The sequence below is a fragment of the Dactylosporangium sp. CA-139066 genome, from assembly GCF_050936175.1.
GTDB lineage: Bacteria > Actinomycetota > Actinomycetes > Mycobacteriales > Micromonosporaceae > Dactylosporangium.
Map to the genome: position 1 here is coordinate 552,419 of NZ_JBNJNH010000002.1, position 15,185 is coordinate 567,603.

The window sequence follows — 15,185 nt, forward strand, 5'->3', positions numbered from 1 at the left end:
CTATCCGGTGAACGGCAAAGGGGCGGAGACACATGGTCCCCGCCCCTTCAGGCCCTTACGCCGTCCTCACCGAAATGAGCAGGCTTAGCGGAACGACCCCAGGTCGAAGTCGTCCAGCGGGACGGCCTGGCCGCTGGCCGGCCCGAAGCCGTAGTCGGCCTCCGGGTAGCCGGTCATCGAGTAGACCTTGGCCTTCGCCTCCTCGGTCGGCTCGACCCGGATGCTGCGGTACTTGCTGATGCCCGTACCGGCCGGGATGAGCTTACCGATGATGACGTTCTCCTTGAGACCGATCAGCGAGTCGCTGCGCGCGTGGATCGCGGCGTCGGTGAGCACCCGGGTCGTCTCCTGGAACGAGGCCGCGGACAGCCACGACTCCGTCGCCAGCGACGCCTTGGTGATACCCATGAGCACCGGACGGCCGGCCGCGGGCTCGCCGCCCTCGGCGACGACCCGGCGGTTCTCCGCCTCGAACATCGCGCGGTCCACGAGCACGCCCGGCAGGAACTCGGTCGAGCCGGAGTCGATGACCGTCACCCGCTTGAGCATCTGGCGGATGATGATCTCGATGTGCTTGTCGTGGATGAGCACACCCTGCGAGCGGTACACCTCCTGGACCTCCGAGGTCAGGTGCACCTGCACCGCCCGGGGACCCATGATGCGCAGCAGCTCGTGCGGGTCGATCGTGCCCTCGGTGAGCTTCTCGCCGACCTCGACGTGCTCGCCGTCCTGGATGCGCAGCTTGACGCGGCGGCTGAGCTTGTCGTGGACGATCTCGTCGCTGCCGTCGTCCGGCACGATGATGATCTTCCGCATCCGCTCGCCGTCCTCGATGCGCACGCGGCCCGGGGTGTCGGCGATGGGCGCCTTGCCCTTGGGCACGCGGGCCTCGAAGATCTCCTGCACACGGGGCAGACCCTGGGTGATGTCCTCACCCGCGACGCCACCGGTGTGGAAGGTACGCATCGTCAGCTGCGTGCCCGGCTCGCCGATCGACTGGGCGGCGATGATGCCGACCGCCTCGCCGACGTCGACGGTCTTGCCCGTGGGCAGCGACCGGCCGTAGCAGGCGCCACAGACGCCCAGCTTCGACTCGCAGGTGAGCACGCTGCGGACCCGGACGTTCTCCACGCCCGCGGCGACCAGCTGGTCGACCACGATCGAGTTGATGTCCGTGCCGCGCTCGGCGACCATCCGGCCGTCCTTGTCCCGCACGTCGTCGGCGAGGGTGCGCGCGTGCACGCCCGTCTCCGCGTGGGTGTGGATGCGCAGCACGCCGTTGTCCATCTCGCCGACCGCCATCGGGATGGCGCGGTCGGTGCCGCAGTCCTCTTCCCGGATGATGACGTCCTGCGACACGTCGACCAGACGACGGGTCAGGTAACCCGAGTCGGCGGTCCGCAGCGCGGTGTCGGCCAGACCCTTGCGGGCACCGTGCGTGGAGATGAAGTACTCCAGCACGGACAGACCCTCGCGGTACGACGCCTTGATCGGCCGCGGGATGATCTCGCCCTTCGGGTTGGCCACCAGGCCACGGATCGCGGCGATCTGGCGGAGCTGGAGGAGGTTACCGCGAGCACCCGAGTTGATCATCTTCCACAGCGGGTTTTCGCGCGGCAGCGCGCTCTCCATCTCCTTGGCGACCTCGTTGGTCGCCTTGGTCCAGATCTCGATGAGCTCGCCGCGACGCTCCTCGGCGGTCATGAGACCACGCTGGTACTGCTTGTCGATCCGCTGCGCCTCCTTCTCGTAGCGCTCGAGGATCTCGCGCTTACGAGGCGGCTGGATGACGTCCTCCATGCCGATGGTGACGCCGGACCAGGTGGCCCAGTGGAAGCCGGCCAGCTTGAGCGCGTCCAGGGTCGCCGCGAGGGAGACCTTCGGGAACCGCTCGGCGAGGTCGTTGACGATCGCCGAAAGCTGACCCTTACGGATCTCGTAGTTCACGAAGCGGTACCCCACGGGCAGCGTCTCGTTGAACAGCACCCGGCCGAGGGTCGTGTCGATCGTGACGGTCTCGCCCGGCTGCCAGTCCTCCGGCGCCTCCCACGGCGCGGCCCCCGCGCCGTTGTCCACGCCGACGATGCCCTTCAGGCGGATCCGGACCGGGGCCTGCAGGTGCAGCTCGCCCTGGTCGAACGCCATCCGCGCCTCGGCGTCGGAGCTGAAGGTCCGACCCTCACCCGGCAGGTTCTTCTGGATGTGGGTGAGGTGGTACAGACCGATGATCATGTCCTGGGTGGGCATGGTCACCGGCTTGCCGTCGGCCGGCTTGAGGATGTTGTTGCTGGACAGCATGAGGATGCGCGCCTCGGCCTGCGCCTCGGCGGACAGCGGCACGTGCACGGCCATCTGGTCACCGTCGAAGTCGGCGTTGAAGGCGGTGCAGACCAGCGGGTGGATCTGGATGGCCTTGCCCTCGACCAGCTGCGGCTCGAAGGCCTGGATGCCCAGGCGGTGCAGGGTCGGCGCGCGGTTGAGCAGCACCGGGTGCTCCGCGATGACCTCCTCCAGCACGTCCCACACGACCGGCCGCTGACGCTCGACCATGCGCTTGGCCGACTTGATGTTCTGCGCGTGGTTGAGGTCCACCAGGCGCTTCATCACGAACGGCTTGAACAGCTCCAGCGCCATCTGCTTCGGCAGGCCGCACTGGTGCAGCTTGAGCTGCGGGCCGACGACGATGACCGAACGGCCGGAGTAGTCGACGCGCTTGCCGAGCAGGTTCTGCCGGAAGCGACCCTGCTTGCCCTTGAGCATGTCGGACAGCGACTTCAGCGGCCGGTTGCCCGGGCCGGTGACGGGACGACCGCGGCGGCCGTTGTCGAACAGCGCGTCGACGGCCTCCTGCAGCATCCGCTTCTCGTTGTTGACGATGATCTCCGGGGCACCCAGGTCGATCAGGCGCTTGAGCCGGTTGTTGCGGTTGATCACGCGCCGGTACAGGTCGTTGAGGTCGCTGGTGGCGAAGCGGCCACCGTCGAGCTGCACCATCGGGCGCAGGTCCGGCGGGATGACCGGGACGCAGTCCAGCACCATGCCCAGCGGCGAGTTGGCCGTGTTGAGGAACGCCGCGACGACCTTGAGACGCTTGAGCGCACGGATCTTGCGCTGGCCCTTGCCGCTGCGAATGGTCTCGCGCAGCAGCTCGGCCTCGTCGTCCAGGTCCAGGTTCTCCAGCAGGGCCTTGATGGCCTCGGCGCCCATGGCGCCGGAGAAGTACTCACCGAACCGGTCGCGCAGCTCGCGGTAGAGCAGCTCGTCGGTGATGAGGTTCTTGCGCTCCAGCTTGCGGAACGTGTCCATGACCTCGTCGAGGCGGTCGATCTCGCGCTGCGCACGGTCGCGGATCTGGCGCATCTCGCGCTCGCCGGCCTCCTTGACCTTGCGGCGCACGTCGGCCTTGGCGCCCTCGGCCTCGAGCTCGGCCAGGTCCTGCTCCAGCTTCGCGGCGCGCTTCTCGATCTCCGAGTCGCGGGCGTTCTCCGCCTGCCGCTTCTCCGCCGACACCTCGTTCTCGAGGGTGGCGAGGTCGCGGTGGCGGGCCTCCTTGTCGACGCTGGTGATCACGTACGACGCGAAGTAAATGATCTTCTCGAGGTCCTTCGGAGCCAGGTCCAGCAGGTAGCCGAGCCGGCTGGGCACACCCTTGAAGTACCAGATGTGCGTGACCGGCGCGGCGAGCTCGATGTGGCCCATGCGCTCGCGGCGGACCTTCGCCCGGGTCACCTCGACGCCGCAGCGCTCGCAGATGATGCCCTTGAAGCGGACCCGCTTGTACTTACCGCAGTAGCACTCCCAGTCCCGGGTCGGGCCGAAGATCTTCTCGCAGAAGAGCCCGTCCTTTTCCGGCTTCAGGGTGCGGTAGTTGATCGTCTCGGGCTTCTTGACCTCGCCGTGCGACCACTGCCGGATGTCGTCGGCCGTGGCCAGGCCGATGCGGAGCTCGTCGAAGTAGTTGACGTCGAGCACTTCGTCTATGTCCTCACGATTCAGTTGCTCGGGTAATTGCTAGGTCGCTGCGGCGGCGCCCCTCGCCGAGAGGCGCCGCCCGCGAATCAGACTTCCTCGACGCTGCTCGGCTCTCGCCGGGAGAGGTCGATACCCAGTTCCTCGGCCGCGCGGAACACTTCGTCGTCCGTCTCGCGCATCTCAAGGGCCACGCCGTCGCTGGAGAGTACCTCGACGTTCAGGCACAGCGACTGCAGCTCCTTGAGGAGCACCTTGAAGGACTCCGGAATGCCCGGCTCCGGGATGTTCTCGCCCTTGACGATCGCCTCGTACACCTTGACGCGTCCGAGGACGTCGTCGGACTTGATCGTCAGCAGCTCCTGCAGCGCGTAGGCCGCGCCGTAGGCCTGCATGGCCCAGCACTCCATCTCACCGAAGCGCTGGCCACCGAACTGCGCCTTACCACCCAGCGGCTGCTGGGTGATCATCGAGTACGGCCCGGTGGAGCGAGCGTGGATCTTGTCGTCGACCAGGTGGTTGAGCTTCAGGATGTAGATGTAGCCGACCGCGATCGGGTCCGGCAGCGGCTCGCCGGAGCGGCCGTCGAACAGCCGCGCCTTGCCGCTCGCCCCGATCAGCTGGTTGCCGTCCCGGTTGGGCAGCGTGCTGCTGAGCAGGCCGGCGATCTCCTCTTCCTTGGCGCCGTCGAAGACCGGGGTCGCCACGTTGGTGTCCGGCTCGGACTCCCCCGCGTTGATGGACTTCAGCGCGCGCTTCCACTCCGTGTCGTCGCCGTCGATCTTCCAGCCCGTCTTGGCGACCCACCCGAGGTGGGTCTCCAGCACCTGGCCGATGTTCATACGGCTGGGCACACCGAGCGGGTTGAGCACGATGTCGACCGGCGTGCCGTCCTCGAGGAACGGCATGTCCTCGACCGGAAGGATCTTGGAGATGACACCCTTGTTGCCGTGGCGGCCGGCGAGCTTGTCGCCGTCCTGGATCTTCCGCTTCTGGGCCACGTAGACGCGCACCAGCTCGTTGACGCCGGGGGACAGCTCGTCGCCGTCCTCGCGGCTGAACGTGCGCACGCCGATGACCGTGCCGGTCTCGCCGTGCGGCACCTTCAGGCTGGTGTCGCGGACCTCGCGGGCCTTCTCGCCGAAGATTGCGCGCAGCAGCCGCTCCTCCGGGGTCAGCTCGGTCTCACCCTTGGGCGTGACCTTGCCGACCAGGATGTCGCCGGTGACGACCTCGGCGCCGATCCGGATGATCCCCCGCTCGTCGAGGTCGGCGAGCATCTCCTCGCTGACGTTCGGGATGTCGCGGGTGATCTCCTCCGGCCCCAGCTTGGTGTCGCGCGCGTCGACCTCGTGCTCCTCGATGTGGATCGAGGTGAGGACGTCGTTCTGCACCAGCTTCTGGGACAGGATGATCGCGTCTTCGTAGTTGTGCCCCTCCCAGGGCATGAACGCCACGAGCAGGTTGCGCCCGAGCGCCATCTCGCCCTCGTCGGTGCACGGGCCGTCGGCGATGACCTGCCCCGCCTCGACCCGGTCGCCCTCGAAGATCACCGGCTTCTGGTTGACGCAGGAGCCGGAGTTGGAGCGGCGGAACTTGTGCAGCAGGTACGTGCGGCGGTGGCCGTCGTCCTGGTGGATGGTGATGTAGTCGGCGCACATGTCCTCGACGACACCGCCGACCTCGGCCACGACCACGTCGCCGGCGTCGACCGCGGCACGGTACTCCATGCCGGTGCCGACCAGCGGCGACTCCGCCTTGACCAGCGGCACGGCCTGGCGCTGCATGTTGGCGCCCATCAGTGCCCGGTTGGCGTCGTCGTGCTCGAGGAACGGGATCATCGCCGTCGCGACGGAGGTCATCTGCCGCGGCGAGACGTCCATGTAGTCGACCTGGTCCGGCGGGACGTTGTCGACCTCACCGCCCTTCCGGCGGACCAGGACGCGCTCCTCGGCGAAGTTGCCGTCGCTGCGCAGCGGCGCGTTGGCCTGCGCCTTGACGAACCGGTCCTCCTCGTCCGCGGTCAGGTAGTCGATCTGGTCGGTGACCCGGCCGTCGTTGACCTTGCGGTACGGCGTCTCGACGAAGCCGAACGGGTTGACCCGCGCGAACGTCGACAGGGCGCCGATGAGGCCGATGTTGGGACCCTCGGGGGTCTCGATCGGGCACATGCGGCCGTAGTGGGACGGGTGCACGTCGCGGACCTCGAAGCCGGCCCGCTCGCGCGACAGACCACCGGGGCCGAGCGCGCTCAGCCGGCGCCGGTGGGTCAGGCCCGCCAGCGGGTTGGTCTGGTCCATGAACTGCGACAGCTGCGACGTGCCGAAGAACTCCTTGATCGCCGCCACGACCGGGCGGATGTTGATCAGGGTCTGCGGCGTGATCGCCTCGACGTCCTGGGTCGTCATGCGCTCGCGCACGACGCGCTCCATCCGGGACAGGCCCACGCGGACCTGGTTCTGGATGAGCTCGCCGACCGTGCGCAGGCGCCGGTTGCCGAAGTGGTCGATGTCGTCGGCCTCGTAGCCCTCTTCGCCCGTGTGCAGGCGGCAGAGGTACTCGACCGTGGCGACGATGTCTTCCTCGGTCAGGACGCCCTGGTTGATCGGGACGTCCAGCTCGAGCTTCTTGTTGAACTTGTATCGACCAACCTTGGCGACGTCGTACCGCTTCGGGTTGAAGAAGAGGTTGTCGAGCAGGTTCTGGGCGTTCTCCCGCGTCGGCGGCTCACCCGGCCGCAGCTTGCGGTAGATGTCCAGCAGCGCCTCGTCCTGGCCGGCGATGTGGTCCTTCTCGAGCGTGGTCATCATGAGCTCGGACCAGCCGAACTTCTCACGGATGCGCTCGGCGGACCAGCCGATGGCCTTGAGCAGGACGGAGACCGCCTGCCGACGCTTGCGGTCGATGCGGACACCGACGGTGTCGCGCTTGTCGATGTCGAACTCCAGCCAGGCACCCCGGCTCGGGATGACCTTGACGCTGGTGAGGTCGCGGTCGGAGGTCTTGTCCGGCTGCTTGTCGAAGTACACGCCCGGGGAGCGGACGAGCTGGCTCACCACGACGCGCTCGGTGCCGTTGATGATGAACGTGCCCTTGGGCGTCATCATGGGGAAGTCACCCATGAACACCGTCTGGCTCTTGATCTCGCCAGTGGTGTGGTTGGTGAACTCCGCGGTCACGAACAGCGGGGCGCAGTAGGTGAGGTCCTTCTCCTTGCACTCCTCGATCGGGGCCTTGACCTCGTCGAAACGCGGAGCGGAGAACGACAGTGACATCGTGCCGGAGAAGTCCTCAATAGGACTGATCTCATCGAGGATCTCCGCGAGCCCGGAACGGGCGTGCTGATCACCGGCCGAGCGGCTCTGCCAATTCTCGTTGCCAACCAGCCAGTCGAACGAGTCGGTTTGGATGGCAAGGAGGTTGGGAACCTCAAGGTGTTCGGTGATCCTGCCGAAGGAGACCCGGCGGGGAGCGTAAGCGCTCGAACTGGTCTTCGCAGGGCGGGAAGCTGCCAAGATGCGTCCTTCCGAGGACCGGTGTTGCAGACAGGCCGTTTCGCGTGCAGCCTGACGACCCCCGATGTGGAGAAGCCCACGAAGAGGCCCCTCACGCCAGAGGTGAAGTCAGAAGACAGCGCAAACTAGCAGTGTAGCCGAAGGGCTCACCGCTGTCCAGCGGCCTCGTGCACGATGTTTTCAACGACCCTTGGCAAGGATCGTTTCTGTCCACCGGCCGAGCCGCTCGCGTCGGTCGTGGCCAGCGAATCTCCTGTTGATGTGCGCAGACCAGGTCCAAGAAGGACCGGGCACATCGGTCGGGCCGCTCGGCCGCCGCGTCCGCGGAAGGCAGTGCCTGATTAGCGTGCCTGGCCGCCGGTCATCGCGTCAAGGGTTCCCACGCGCGTCGGGGCGGCGTGACGGATATCTCGCACCTCGACCACTAAGTGTTGTGTTGGCGACCCCTAGATCTTGGGTCCTTACAGGTGGCCGACAAAAAGACGGCCGCCGGAAACCCGGCGGCCGTCCTCGTCGCGAGGCGCGAACTTACTTGAGGGTGACCTTGGCGCCCTCGGCCTCGAGCTTCGCCTTGGCCTTGTCGGCGTTCTCCTTGTTGGCCTTCTCGAGGACGGCCTTCGGAGCGGCCTCGACCAGGTCCTTGGCCTCCTTGAGGCCCAGGCCGGTCAGCTCGCGCACGACCTTGATGACCTGGATCTTCTTGCCGCCGTCACCCTCGAGGATGACGTCGAACTCGCTCTGCTCTTCCTTCTCCTCGGCCGGCGCGGCGGCGCCGCCACCGCCCTGCATCATCGCAACCGGGGCGGCCGCGGTGACCTCGAAGACCTTCTCGAACTCCTTCACGAACTCGGAGAGCTCGATCAGGGTCATCTCCTTGAACGCGTCGAGGAGCTCGTCGTTGCTCAGCTTCGCCATGATGGCGGTTCCTTTCGAAAGTTTGACTGTGGTGACGGGCCCGATTACTCGGCCGCGCCGCCGGATTCCTCTGCGCGCTTGTCCGCCAGGGCCTGAACGGTCCGGGCGGCCTTCGACAGCGGGGCCTGGAACAGGGCCGCGGCCTTGCTCAGGTTGGCCTTCATGGCGCCGGCCAGCTTCGCCAGCAGCACCTCGCGGGACTCGAGGTCGGCCAGGCGGCGGACCTCGTCCGCGCTGATGGCCCGGCCCTCGAAAACGCCGCCCTTGATGATCAGCAGCGGGTGGGCCTTCGCGAACTCACGAAGGCTCTTGGCCGCCTCGACCGGGTCGCCGCCGACGAAAGCGAGCGCGGTAGGACCGGAGAACAAATCGTCGAGGCCGCTGATGCCAGCATCCGTCGCGGCACGCTTCGCGAGCGTGTTCTTCGCGACGGCGTACGTGGTCTCACGGCCCAGGTTGCGGCGCAGGGTCTTGAGCTGCGCCACGGTCAGGCCGCGGTACTCGGTCAGCACGGTGGCCGTGGACCCACGGAAGTGCTCGGTGAGCTCCGCGACCGAGCTGGCCTTGTCGTCTCGAACCGGCTTGTCCGCCATGTCCCTCCTCTCTCGTTGCTTCATTGCTGGTGGTCTTCACGGCAATGAAAAACGCCCCGGCGCAGGGGCGCACGGAGCGAGAGGGCGGCGCACGACGGCGCCGTTCACACTGTTGTCCGGCCCTGCGCGGGTCGCCCGCATTGCTGCGAGACCTTCGATGTCCACAGTCTCGTTTTCAGAGGCATGCAGACATGACCAGCGGTCTTCGGGTTTCAGCTCACAGGCTACGTGACAGTTTCGCCGGCGCCAAATCAGGCCTGGTTCTTGCGCATCTGCCCGTATGCGGCGACCGCGGCCGCCGTCCACGCCAGTCCCCAGGCGGTCGCCAGGGCGACGGCCGGCAGGTGCGCGGCGCCGACGGTGTCGCGGGCCGTGATCATCACCGGCGGGGCCAGCCAGGGCACCGGGAAGTTCTTGAGGCCGAACACGATGGCCAGCACGATCCCGGCGACGAGCACGGCCACCCCGCGGGCCGCCTGGAGGGTCACGGCGCGGCTGGCGAGGGCGCCGATGGCCACGGCGGGCAGCAGGAGCAGCAGGTGCGCCCAGACGCCGAGCGCGATGCCGGTGGACAGCGGCGGGTCGCCGGCCTTCGGGGTGGTCACGCCGCCGACCACCCAGGGCAGGACGAGCGCGATGAGGACCAGCGGCAGGCCGGCCACGACGGCGGCGAGCAGGCCGGCGGCGATCTCCCGGACGGTGCCGACGGCGACGCGGCCCAGGCGCCGCTGGACGTCGGGCTCGACGTCGAGCAGGACCTTCGTCTGCCAGGCGAGCACGGCGAACAGGATCGCGGCGGAGACGCCGTAGGCCTCCCCGGCCTGGGCCTGGCCGCCGCCGTAGAGGATCGAGAGCACGACCAGGGCGGCGAGCAGCGGGGCGACGGCCCGGCCGGTCTGGACGAACCCGGCCAGGCGCATGCGGACGAGAGCGGTCATGGCTGGGGTACCTCATCGCGTACCGTCAAAATGTCAAAGCCCGCGGAGCGCAGCCGGCTGACCGCCTCCGGCGCCTCGGCCGCGTCGACGGCGAGCTCGATGACCTTCTTGAGCCCCGGCCGCTCCCCCGCGTGCACCTCGCCGTCGCGGACGTGCCAGCGCCGGGCCCCCGGGAGCCGGGCGACCTCGCCCAGGTGATCGCTGACCAGGACCGACCCGCCGCGCCCGACGACCTCGGCGACGATCGCCGGCACCTGCTCGCGGGTCTGCGCGTCGAGGCCCTCCCAGGGCTCGTCGAGCACGAGCAGGCCGGGCGGGGCGAGCAGCGCCTGCACGAGGCCGACCTTCTGGGCCGAGCCATTCGACAGGCGGCTGAGCCGGACGTCGAGGAAGTGTTCGAAGTGCAGCCGGCGCGCCCACCGCACGATGTCCGTGGTGCCGTCCAGGCCGCGCAGCGCCGCCATGTGCTGCAGGTGTGTACGCGCCGTGAATGGCTGATCCGCGGGAAAGCGCTCGGGCACCCAGCCGACCACGGCGGGGCGGTCAGTGACCAGGCCCCGGCCGGGGCGCAGCACCCCGGCGGCGAGCTGCAGGAGCGTGGACTTGCCGGAGCCGTTCGGGCCGGTCACGACCGCGGTCTCGCCGGGCATCAGGGTCAGGTCGACGCCGCGCAGCGTCCAGGGCGCCCGGCGGCCGTAGCGGAACCACACGTCCTGGAAACGCACCGGGACAGCGTGCCATAGACACGCTGTCCCGGGTGTTCCCGCTTGGCTGGGATTTTGCTGAGCTTTACTCCGCGGCGGTGGTAGTGGTGGTGGTGACGCTGTCGTCCTCGAGGAGGTTGCGCGTCTTGTTCGGGTCGACCGGGATGCCCGGGCCCATGGTGGTGGTGATGAAGATCTTCTTCAGGTACTTGCCCTTGGCCGCCGAGGGCTTGGCCCGGTTGACCTCGTCCAGCACCGCGGCGTAGTTCTCGACCAGCTGCTGCTCGGAGAAGCTCGCCTTGCCGATGATCAGGTGCAGGTTGGAGTGCTTGTCGACCCGGTAGGTGATCTTGCCACCCTTGATCTCGTTGACCGCCTTGGTGACGTCCATGGTCACCGTGCCCGTCTTCGGGTTCGGCATGAGGCCGCGCGGGCCCAGGATCCGCGCGATCCGGCCGATCTTGGCCATCTGGTCGGGAGTGGCGATCGCCGCGTCGAAGTCGAGCCAGCCCTCCTGAATCCGGGCCACGAGCTCGTCGGTACCGACGGCGTCGGCGCCGGCGGCCTCGGCCTCGGCGGCCTTCGCCCCCTGCGCGAAGACGATCACTCGGGCGGTCTTACCGGTGCCGTGCGGCAGGTTGACCGTGCCCCGGACCATCTGGTCGGCCTTGCGCGGGTCGACGCCCAGGCGCATGGCCACCTCGACGGTGGGGTCGAACTTCACGGTCGTGGTCTGCCGGGCCAGCTTGATGGCGGCCAGCGGCGCGTAGAGGGCGCTGCGGTCGACGAGGTCGGCGACCTTGCGGTAGTTCTTGCCGTGCTGCGACATGTCGCTGAGTTCTCCTGTGGTGATCGTGCGGGCGCCGGTTGTCGGCACCCTCCCACGGTTGCTTTGAGGGGTGTCAGTCCTTGACGGTGATGCCCATGGAGCGGGCAGTCCCGGCGATGATCTTCTCGGCCTGCTCGATGTCGTTCGCGTTGAGGTCCGCCATCTTCTTCTCGGCGACCTCGCGGAGCTGGGCCTTGGTGATCGAGCCGACCTTGTCACGCTGCGGGACACCCGAGCCCTTGGGCACGCCGGCGGCCTTGAGCAGCAGGCGGGCGGCGGGCGGGGTCTTCAGGATGAACGTGAACGTGCGGTCCTCGTAGACGCTGATCTGCGCCGGGATGATGTCACCGCGCATGGACTCCGTCTGGGCGTTGTACGCCTTGACGAACTCCATGATGTTCACGCCGTGCTGACCGAGGGCGGGACCGACCGGCGGCGCCGGCGTGGCCTGGCCGCCCGGCAACTGAAGCGTGAAGGTCTTGACGAGCTTCTTCTTCGGAGGCATGGCTGCTTTCGTCTTCCTGGGCTGGAATCGGTTCGTGCTGTTTCCACGCACGCTTGAGCGCCCGGCCGTCGAAAGCCGGACGCTATAGCGTACCGCAATGGGTTTAGATCTTCGTGACCTGGTTGAAGTTGAGCTCAACCGGGGTCTCGCGACCGAAGATCGAGACGAGGACCTTGAGCTTCTGCTGGTCCGCATTGATCTCGCTGATGGTCGCCTGGAGCGAGGCGAAGGCACCGTCGGTGACGGTGACCGAGTCGCCGACCTCGAAGTCGAGGACCTTGACCTCGGGCTTGCCGGCCTTCTTGCCCTCCTGCTGGACGACGGGCGCCAGCCACTTGAGGACCTCGTCGAGCGACAAGGGCGCCGGGCGGTCGGCGCGGTCGGTCGCCCCCACGAAGCCGGTGACGCCCGGCGTGTTGCGCACGCAGGAGTACGACTCCGGGGTCAGCTCCATCCGGACGAGGATGTAGCCGGGGAAGACCTTGTTCTGCACCTGGGTGCGCTTGCCGTTCTTGATCTCGACCTCTTCACGAGTCGGGACCTCGACCTGGTAGATGAACTCTTCCATGTCGAGGCTCGTGATCCGGGTCTCGAGATTCGTCTTGACCTTGTTTTCGTAACCGGCGTAGGAGTGCACCACGAACCAGTCACCGGGCGCGAAGCGCAGTGCGGCACGCAGCTCGGCGACGGGGTCCTCGGCGTCGGACGCCACCGTCGGGGTGGCGGCCGTCATCACCGTCGACGTTTCCTCGTGCTGCTCTTCGTCGTCGGTAGTACCGGGCGTCTCGTCGAATTCCTGCACGCTGCTCACTTCCGTCTGTCTGTCTTCGCCGGCGCCTTCTGCCAGATGCCGCCCAGCGGGAGCGTCCCTACTGGTTGGCGTTGCCGTTACCGAAGGACCAGAGGACGAGCTTGGCGAAGCCGAAGTCGAGGCCGCCGACGATGGCCAGCATGATGATCACGAACACCACCACGACGAGCGTGTAGGTGCTCAGCTCCTTGCGGGTCGGCCAGATAACTTTACGCAGCTCGGCGACAACCTCGCGGATGAAGTTGATGAGCCGCGCGAAGATGTTGTTGGAACCGCCCTCTTTGACCTTGGTCTTCTTGCCGTCCTTGGTCTTGAGGTCCTTGGACTTGGCGTCCTTGACCTTCGAGCCCTTGGCGCGGCCGTTCTTGCTCGCGGTCTCCTCGTCGAGGTCGTCGTCCTCGTCGACGTCATCCTCGACATCGTCCGCGGTGTCGAGGCTGTCCAGCTCGTCGGCGAACTCTTCCTCGATGGCGGCGTCCTCGGCGCTGAGCTCCTCTTCACGGCGATCGTCGGCGGGGTTGGTCCCGCGTCGCCTGCGTTCGGCCACTTTCGCCCTCTTCCGTGATCTCGCGAGTGCTCGGTCCGTGTCGGCCGGCAGCAAGACCCCGGGCCTCACGACCCGTCGACCACCGGCTTCAGTCCGATCGTAGATACCACCGGCGGGAGCCGGTGGCACGCGGTCGGACCAACCGTGAGTGCTGCGGTCGACGCGCCGGCTTCGTTCAGCCGGCGCAGCCAGACCCAGGTCAGGCCTTCGGCGCAGGGGCGACAGGACTCGAACCTGCAACCTGCGGTTTTGGAGACCGCTGCGCTACCAATTGCGCCACACCCCTTTGTGAAGAGGGCAACGTTGAGTTGCTCACCCCACGGCGGACCAGTGTACGGGTTGGTGGCGGGATATCCCAACCACCCCCCACCTACTGGTTTCGAACGAGTGCCTTCGCGGCCCCCAGCGCCTTCTCCCCGTGGCACGTGGCAGCCACGTCGATCTGCACCAAGCCGTCCTCCAGGATCTTTTTGACCACCCCGGTCACCACGATCTCGGTGCCCTCGTCGTCGTCCGGCACCACCACCGGGTTGGCGAACCGCGTGGAAAATTCCACGATCGAGGCGGTCCCGCCGACCCAGCAGGCCACCGCCTGCCCGGCCAGGCCCATCGTGAGCATGCCGTGCGCGATCACCCCGGGAAGGCCGACGCCGGTCGCCTGGCGGTCGTTCCAGTGGATCGGGTTGAAATCGCCGGAGGCGCCCGCGTAGCGCACGAGATCGGCGCGGGTGATCCGGAACGTCTGGGCCGGGAACTCGGTGCCTGGCTGCATCTCAGCCCTCCCCACGGATCACGAGCCGGGTCCAGATGGTCACCACGGGCTCTCCCTCGACGGTGGCCACCTCGTGCCGCGTGGTCAGGAAGGCGTGCCCGGCCCGGCTGCTGATCTCCTCGACCGTCATCACCGTCACAAGGTGATCGCCGGCCACGACCGGCCGCTCGTAGCGGAACGTCTGCCCGCCGTGCACGACCCGGCTGTAGTCCATGCCGAACGCCGGGTCGTCGACCAACTGCTGGCCGGCGTTCTGGCTGAGGATGATGGCGAAGGTGGGCGGCGCGATCACGTCGCGATACCCCCGGGCCCGCGCCTCGGCGAGGTCGCGGTGCACGGGGTCGGCGGCGCAGACCGCGTCGGCGAACTCGCGGATCTTCTCCCGTCCGACCTCGTAGGGCGGGGTCGGCGGGAACACCCGGCCCATGTACGACTGATCCAGCGGCATGCAGTGAACTTACCGGTTACGCAACAATGCCCCGGCCTCAGGCCAGGGCATTGTGAACATCATGGGAACCGCAGGTGCGACTACCGGGTCTCGCGGTGGACGGTGTGCTTGCCGTCGCGCGGGCAGTACTTCTTGAGCTCGATGCGGTCCGGGTCGTTGCGGCGGTTCTTCTTCGTGATGTAGTTGCGCTCTTTGCACTCCGTGCACGCCAGCGTGATCTTCGGACGAACGTCGGTCGCCTTGGCCATGGCGAAGTGCCTTCCTTCAGAGCTTGGAGTCAGATTCAGCGAACCAGCATAGCGGCTCACACAGATGGACGCCCAATCGGGCGTCCGGTGCTTTTGTAGCGGTGGCCGGACTTGAACCGGCGACACAGCGATTATGAGCCGCTTGCTCTGCCATCTGAGCTACACCGCCGCGGGCGGACTCGATGTCTCAAGCCCGGTCTCGAGCCCCCTTACGGAATCGAACCGTAGACCTTCTCCTTACCATGGAGACGCTCTGCCGACTGAGCTAAGGGGGCGTTGCACTGCATCGAACACGTTCCCGTGCACGCGCTCGCTAAGCGTACACGGCCCCCGCCCGGGCACGAAATCGACTTACCCACTTTCGGTCTTTGGGCAGCTCAACCCGCTTGCG

The 15,185-nt window shown here is 67.5% G+C and carries 12 protein-coding genes, 3 tRNA genes and 1 pseudogene; all 16 read right to left on the reverse strand.

The annotated features are described in order from the left end of the window. Positions 1 to 84 precede the first annotated feature (84 nt). Positions 85 to 3,972 carry a DNA-directed RNA polymerase subunit beta' gene (locus ACQEVU_RS47235; protein ID WP_433336400.1) on the reverse strand — a complete coding sequence of 1,296 codons (3,888 nt, stop codon included), beginning with the start codon at positions 3,970 to 3,972 and terminating at the stop codon, positions 85 to 87. Positions 3,973 to 4,058: 86 nt separating this feature from the next. Continuing rightward, positions 4,059 to 7,484 (reverse strand): DNA-directed RNA polymerase subunit beta, encoded by a 3,426-nt coding sequence (locus ACQEVU_RS47240; RefSeq protein WP_433336402.1) that lies wholly within the window; start codon positions 7,482 to 7,484, stop codon positions 4,059 to 4,061. Between the two features lie 528 nt (positions 7,485 to 8,012). After that, positions 8,013 to 8,399, reverse strand: coding sequence for a 50S ribosomal protein L7/L12 (gene rplL / locus ACQEVU_RS47245; protein ID WP_433336404.1), 387 nt, complete (start codon positions 8,397 to 8,399; stop codon positions 8,013 to 8,015). Between the two features lie 44 nt (positions 8,400 to 8,443). Further along, positions 8,444 to 8,992: a 50S ribosomal protein L10 gene (gene rplJ, locus ACQEVU_RS47250; protein WP_433336406.1), complete on the reverse strand. Its 549-nt coding sequence runs from the start codon at positions 8,990 to 8,992 to the stop codon at positions 8,444 to 8,446. Positions 8,993 to 9,243: 251 nt separating this feature from the next. Further along, positions 9,244 to 9,930, reverse strand: coding sequence for a hypothetical protein (locus ACQEVU_RS47255; RefSeq protein ID WP_433336408.1), 687 nt, complete (start codon positions 9,928 to 9,930; stop codon positions 9,244 to 9,246). Beyond that, entirely contained in the window at positions 9,927 to 10,655 is a 729-nt protein-coding gene (locus tag ACQEVU_RS47260; protein WP_433336410.1) for an ATP-binding cassette domain-containing protein, read from the reverse strand. The genes ACQEVU_RS47255 and ACQEVU_RS47260 overlap by 4 nt, the downstream gene beginning before the upstream one ends. Before the next feature lie 64 nt (positions 10,656 to 10,719). Further along, the gene (rplA, locus tag ACQEVU_RS47265; RefSeq protein ID WP_433339698.1) at positions 10,720 to 11,463 is read right to left on the reverse strand and encodes a 50S ribosomal protein L1; all 744 of its coding nucleotides are present in this window, start codon (positions 11,461 to 11,463) and stop codon (positions 10,720 to 10,722) included. Between the two features lie 73 nt (positions 11,464 to 11,536). Next, positions 11,537 to 11,968 carry a 50S ribosomal protein L11 gene (rplK, locus tag ACQEVU_RS47270; RefSeq protein ID WP_432980389.1) on the reverse strand — a complete coding sequence of 144 codons (432 nt, stop codon included), beginning with the start codon at positions 11,966 to 11,968 and terminating at the stop codon, positions 11,537 to 11,539. Positions 11,969 to 12,071: 103 nt separating this feature from the next. After that, positions 12,072 to 12,671, reverse strand: a pseudogene (gene nusG, locus ACQEVU_RS47275) (transcription termination/antitermination protein NusG); the annotation flags it as partial. Between the two features lie 166 nt (positions 12,672 to 12,837). Next, positions 12,838 to 13,326, reverse strand: a complete 489-nt coding sequence (gene secE, locus ACQEVU_RS47280) for a preprotein translocase subunit SecE (protein WP_433336412.1) — start codon at positions 13,324 to 13,326, stop codon at positions 12,838 to 12,840. 213 nt (positions 13,327 to 13,539) lie between these two features. Continuing rightward, positions 13,540 to 13,612: transfer RNA gene (locus ACQEVU_RS47285), tRNA-Trp, on the reverse strand. An 84-nt stretch (positions 13,613 to 13,696) separates the two neighbouring features. After that, complete coding sequence (locus ACQEVU_RS47290; protein WP_433336414.1) at positions 13,697 to 14,098, reverse strand: MaoC family dehydratase; 402 nt, start codon at positions 14,096 to 14,098, stop codon at positions 13,697 to 13,699. A 1-nt stretch (position 14,099) separates the two neighbouring features. Then, positions 14,100 to 14,546 carry an FAS1-like dehydratase domain-containing protein gene (locus tag ACQEVU_RS47295; RefSeq protein WP_433336416.1) on the reverse strand — a complete coding sequence of 149 codons (447 nt, stop codon included), beginning with the start codon at positions 14,544 to 14,546 and terminating at the stop codon, positions 14,100 to 14,102. An 80-nt stretch (positions 14,547 to 14,626) separates the two neighbouring features. Next, complete coding sequence (gene rpmG / locus ACQEVU_RS47300; RefSeq protein ID WP_433336418.1) at positions 14,627 to 14,794, reverse strand: 50S ribosomal protein L33; 168 nt, start codon at positions 14,792 to 14,794, stop codon at positions 14,627 to 14,629. Positions 14,795 to 14,890: 96 nt separating this feature from the next. Next, positions 14,891 to 14,963, reverse strand: a tRNA-Met gene (locus ACQEVU_RS47305). 33 nt (positions 14,964 to 14,996) lie between these two features. Beyond that, positions 14,997 to 15,069, reverse strand: a tRNA-Thr gene (locus ACQEVU_RS47310). Positions 15,070 to 15,185 lie beyond the last annotated feature (116 nt).

Bases quoted from the DNA above. Each gene is read 5' to 3' on its own strand.
- rplL (WP_433336404.1), bottom strand. From the start codon at position 8,399: ATGGCGAAGCTGAGCAACGACGAGCTCCTCGACGCGTTCAAGGAGATG.
- rplJ (WP_433336406.1), bottom strand. From the start codon at position 8,992: ATGGCGGACAAGCCGGTTCGAGACGACAAGGCCAGCTCGGTCGCGGAG.
- ACQEVU_RS47290 (WP_433336414.1), bottom strand. From the start codon at position 14,098: ATGCAGCCAGGCACCGAGTTCCCGGCCCAGACGTTCCGGATCACCCGC.
- rpmG (WP_433336418.1), bottom strand. From the start codon at position 14,794: ATGGCCAAGGCGACCGACGTTCGTCCGAAGATCACGCTGGCGTGCACG.
- ACQEVU_RS47295 (WP_433336416.1), bottom strand. From the start codon at position 14,546: ATGCCGCTGGATCAGTCGTACATGGGCCGGGTGTTCCCGCCGACCCCG.
- rplA (WP_433339698.1), bottom strand. From the start codon at position 11,463: ATGTCGCAGCACGGCAAGAACTACCGCAAGGTCGCCGACCTCGTCGAC.
- rplK (WP_432980389.1), bottom strand. From the start codon at position 11,968: ATGCCTCCGAAGAAGAAGCTCGTCAAGACCTTCACGCTTCAGTTGCCG.
- ACQEVU_RS47255 (WP_433336408.1), bottom strand. From the start codon at position 9,930: ATGACCGCTCTCGTCCGCATGCGCCTGGCCGGGTTCGTCCAGACCGGC.